The sequence below is a fragment of the Nocardia sp. CC201C genome (genome assembly GCF_030010695.1).
Taxonomy (GTDB): Bacteria; Actinomycetota; Actinomycetes; order Mycobacteriales; family Mycobacteriaceae; genus Nocardia; species Nocardia otitidiscaviarum.
The window spans coordinates 1-3,962 of sequence record NZ_JASCXP010000549.1; the positions used below are offsets into that span (position 1 = coordinate 1).

A 3,962-nucleotide genomic window follows, 5' to 3' on the forward strand; every position below is an offset into this window, starting at 1 on the left:
AGCTAAATGATCGAAATCCCGAGGTGGAGGTCACATTTCGGGATATCGGCCGGGGTCGTGATCGGGGTGCGACTCGAATCACCGTGGCGTGTCACAGGCGATAACTACCGTGTTACTGCTTGTTCATACTCGGCGAGAACGATCAGCACGCATGAGCCGGTGGCAGGTGGTTTCGTGGGCGGCCCTTCTGGGCACGGTGCTCGGTCTCGCCGAGCTGCTGGAACGCGTCCGGTTCCCCGCGCCGCAGATGATCGTGGCGATCGTCATCGGAGCCGGGTTGGCGTTGCTGGGTCGGCTGCCCGCGCCGCTGCCCCGGGAGGTGTCGCTCGGCGTGCAGGCCATGCTGGGTGTGCTCATGGGCAGCTATCTCGAAGTCTCGCTGCTGGTTTCGATCGGATGGGATCTGCTGCCGGTGCTGGCGGTGACCGCCGCGACGGTGCTGGTGAGCATTCTCATCGCGCTGGTGTTCGCGCGAATTGCCAAGGTGGAGTTGCCGACTGCGACGCTGGGACTGCTGGCGGGTGGGTCGGCGGCGGTGGTGTCGGTGGCCGACGAGTTGGAGGCCGACCCGCGGCGGGTGGCGTTCATGCAGTATCTGCGGGTCGCCCTGGTGGCGTTGACCGCGCCCGCGCTGGCGGCGTTCCTGGACGACGGCGAGCGCGGCAGCTACGGGGCGGCGGTGCTGGGCGGCGCGGTCACCGATCCCGATCTGCCGTCCTGGATGATCGTCGGCCGCGGCGATCAGGTCGCCGGGCTGTCCATAGCGATCATGTTGTGCCTCATCGGTCTTCGGCTCGGACGTTGGCTGCGGCTGCCGAGCCCGGCGCTCATCGGCCCCATGCTCGTCACCGCCGTGCTCACCGCGCTCGGCATCAGCCACGGCTACGCGCCCACCAACCTGTTGAAGGAGTTGCTGTTCGTCCTCATCGGCTTCGAGGTCGGCACCCGCTTCACCCGCGCCGTGGTGGTCGAGATGGCGCGCATGATCCCCGGCATGACGGCCGCCATCGTGGCGCTGTCCGGACTGGTCGCGGCGTTGGCGTTCGGATTGGCGTGGGTGGTCGACCTGGAGCTGTCCGACCTCTACCTGGCCACCACTCCGGGCGGCATCAACGCCGTCCTGGCCACCGGAGAGGGGATGGACGCGAACATGCCCCTCATCACCAGCGTGCAGAGCGTGCGCCTGCTGCTCATGGTGCTGCTGCTCCCGCTGATCATGCGCGTGCTGCGCCGCCGCGCCGATCCGGAACCCGAGCGGGCGGTGGTGCTGCCCGAGCCGGTCCGGATGGCCGCGTGAACCTGGACCGTGGCCCACGCCTGGCCGTCGCGCGCGACCCGGCGATTCCGCGCTGCTTGCGGCCCGCTTGCCGGTGAGACCGTGCCGGGCACCGGTGTGGCGTGCTCGCGCATACGGTGAGTTACCGCGGGTTCGCGGGGTGAACCGCGGCTGTCGGCCCTTGCCATCGGCCCGGTAGCGGCGCGGTGCGCCCCGGCCCTGCGGCTCGGCGTAGGCGACTACGACCGGCTCGGAATCGAGACGTTGCCCCCGCGCGACCGTGGCCCGGCGTCGTCCGAACCGTTAGCCAAACGATCGCGACACGCCGAGAATCCGGCGATTCGGGCTCATGTCCAGCGCGATGCGATAACTTTCTAAGTGAGCTGCATCACTTTCAGTTTGGAACAGGATGACCAGGTCAGGGCTGGAATTCGAGCAGGTGAGCGAGACTTGCACTCGCGTGGTTCACCTGTAGTTCAACTGTGGTTCAGGCAGTGTTCATGTAGCGCAATCAGGCTGTGACCTTGTCAGAAACAGACCACAAGTCTGATCGACGCGAGGAGTTCCAACGCCTATGCGGAAAACGAATATGACGCCGGCGCCGGGAGGCGCCACGGCCGCAGCGGCCGCCCGCGTCCCGCACTGAACGCCTCGCGCACGCTGCACAGGAATTGATTCCTCTTCGCCCGCAACGGGTTTGAACGCAGCTCCCACAACAGACCGATAGCGCGTCCGACGAGCGCCGCCCCGGCGCTCGCCCGGTGTGGCGCGCTGTCTTCCAGGCCAAGCGACGGCCGAGACCGAATAGGAATCCAACTTCGCCATGCCCACCAACACCCTGACCGCTCTGCGCTGCCCGCATAAACGTAGCAAGGTGGTTGCCGCCGCCCGCACCGCGAGTGCCGCCGTGCTCGCCGTGGGCGTCTTCGGCGCCATCGCCACCGCGGGCGGCAACGCCAGCTCCTCCGAGATCCAGAAGGTCTCGCTCGCCGAGACCCTCGCGGCCACCGCGGAGCCCGCCGCTCCGGCCGAAAAGGCCGCCGAAGCGCCCGCTCCCGCGCCGATGCCCGCCCCCGAACTTCCGGCCCCGGCTCCCGAGCCCGCGCCGGCCCCCGCCCCGGTGTACGAGAACAATCTCGACGGCTGGATCCGCGAAGCGCTGGACATCATGCGCGCGCACGGCATCCCGGGCAGCTACGAGGGCATCTACCGCAACATCATCCGGGAGTCGAGCGGCAATCCGCAGGCCATCAACCTGTACGACTCCAATGCGGCCATGGGCATCCCGTCCAAGGGCCTGCTGCAGGTGATCGACCCCACCTTCGCCGCCTACCACGTCCCCGGCACCCCGTACGACGTGTGGGATCCGGTCGCGAACATCGTGGCGGCCTGCAACTACGCCGCCGCCCGCTACGGATCGATGGACAACGTCTTCGGCGCGTACTGACAACTCGCCGTCGCGGCCCTCGAACACCCTATTTGGCAACTTTTTCGCAAACTGCCATTTAGGGTGTTCGTTCAGGGGTATAACCCCCCTTGGAGCGAAGTTCTGGCAACCCGGCTGGAACAGATAGCGAAGGGATGGGGTTTGATGAACTCCTCGAGTCTGGCTATCGATATCCAGGGTGGGCTTTCCGACGCCTGGAGTTCCGTCGCCACGTTCGTGCCCAAACTCGCCGGCTTCCTGGTCATCCTGGTCGTCGGCTGGCTGGTGGCCAAGGTGGTCGCCAAGCTGGTGTCACGAATACTGCACCGGATCGGTTTCGACCGGATGGTGGAGCGCGGCGGCATCAATCGGATGCTCGAGAACAGCAGCTACGACGCGGTCGATATCCTCGCCAAACTGGCGTACTACGCGATCCTGCTGATCACGCTGCAACTCGGCTTCGGCGCCTTCGGGCCGAACCCGGTCAGCGATATGCTCAACGGCATCGTGGCCTGGCTGCCGCGGGCCTTCGTCGCCATCGTCATCGTGTGCATCGCCGGCGCGATCGCGAGCGCGGTCAAGGATCTGGTCTCCAATATGCTCAGCGGGCTCGAATACGGGCGCATGCTGGGCCGGGTCGCGGCCGTCTTCATCTGGGGCATCGGCATCATCGCCGCCCTGAACCAGATCGGGGTCGGCACCTCGGTGACCATGCCGATTCTCATCACCGTGCTCGCCACCATCGGCGGCGTGCTGGTGGTCGGCTTCGGCGGCGGTCTGGTGCGGCCCATGCAGCAGCGCTGGGATCGCTGGCTGAACACCATCGAGGGCGAGATGCCCGAACTCAAGGGACACGCGCAGGCGTACCAGCGCGGCCGGGAGGACGCCGCCCGGCAGCGGGAGGCCGCGCGGCAGCGGTCCACGTCCGGGCAGCAGATGCCGCCCGGTAAGTGGGCAGACCAGCCGGTCGGTGCGTCGGGCTACGGCGCGCAGCCGGGATACGGTGGTGCGCAACCGAGTTCGGGCGGATCCGAACAGCGCGGCTACGGCGGGCAGTCCGGCCAGGGCGGCGGGCAGTCCGGATACGGCGGCGGTCAGCTGGGGTCCGGCGGTGAGCGGATGGATTACAGCGGCGGACAGTACGGCGGCGGTGATGTGTCCGGCTGGCACCGCCAGGATCCGCCGATGGGCGGCCGGGGGCGCTACTCCGGCCCGGCCGGTGGCGATACCGGCTGGGACGATCCTTCCGTCGACCGCTGA

General features: G+C 67.8%; 3 protein-coding genes. All 3 read left to right on the top strand.

The genetic code is table 11. The annotated features are described in order from the left end of the window. The first annotated feature begins 151 nt into the window (after nt 1-151). The 3 genes from QK444_RS33760 (at nt 152) to QK444_RS33770 (ending at nt 3,962) form a co-directional block, all read left to right on the top strand. A complete protein-coding gene (locus QK444_RS33760; protein ID WP_282786079.1) occupies nt 152-1,297 on the top strand; it encodes an AbrB family transcriptional regulator in 1,146 nt (381 codons plus the stop codon). 802 nt (nt 1,298-2,099) lie between these two features. Continuing rightward, nucleotides 2,100-2,723, top strand: a complete 624-nt coding sequence (locus tag QK444_RS33765; RefSeq protein ID WP_039817050.1) for a transglycosylase SLT domain-containing protein — start codon at nt 2,100-2,102, stop codon at nt 2,721-2,723. 144 nt (nt 2,724-2,867) lie between these two features. Continuing rightward, the gene (locus QK444_RS33770) at nt 2,868-3,962 is read left to right on the top strand and encodes a hypothetical protein (protein WP_282786080.1); all 1,095 of its coding nucleotides are present in this window, start codon (nt 2,868-2,870) and stop codon (nt 3,960-3,962) included.

What these genes read in the sequence shown, in the direction of transcription:
- QK444_RS33765 (WP_039817050.1), top strand. Translation starts at nt 2,100, where the DNA reads ATGCCCACCAACACCCTGACCGCTCTGCGCTGCCCGCATAAACGTAGC.
- QK444_RS33760 (WP_282786079.1), top strand. Translation starts at nt 152, where the DNA reads ATGAGCCGGTGGCAGGTGGTTTCGTGGGCGGCCCTTCTGGGCACGGTG.
- QK444_RS33770 (WP_282786080.1), top strand. Translation starts at nt 2,868, where the DNA reads ATGAACTCCTCGAGTCTGGCTATCGATATCCAGGGTGGGCTTTCCGAC.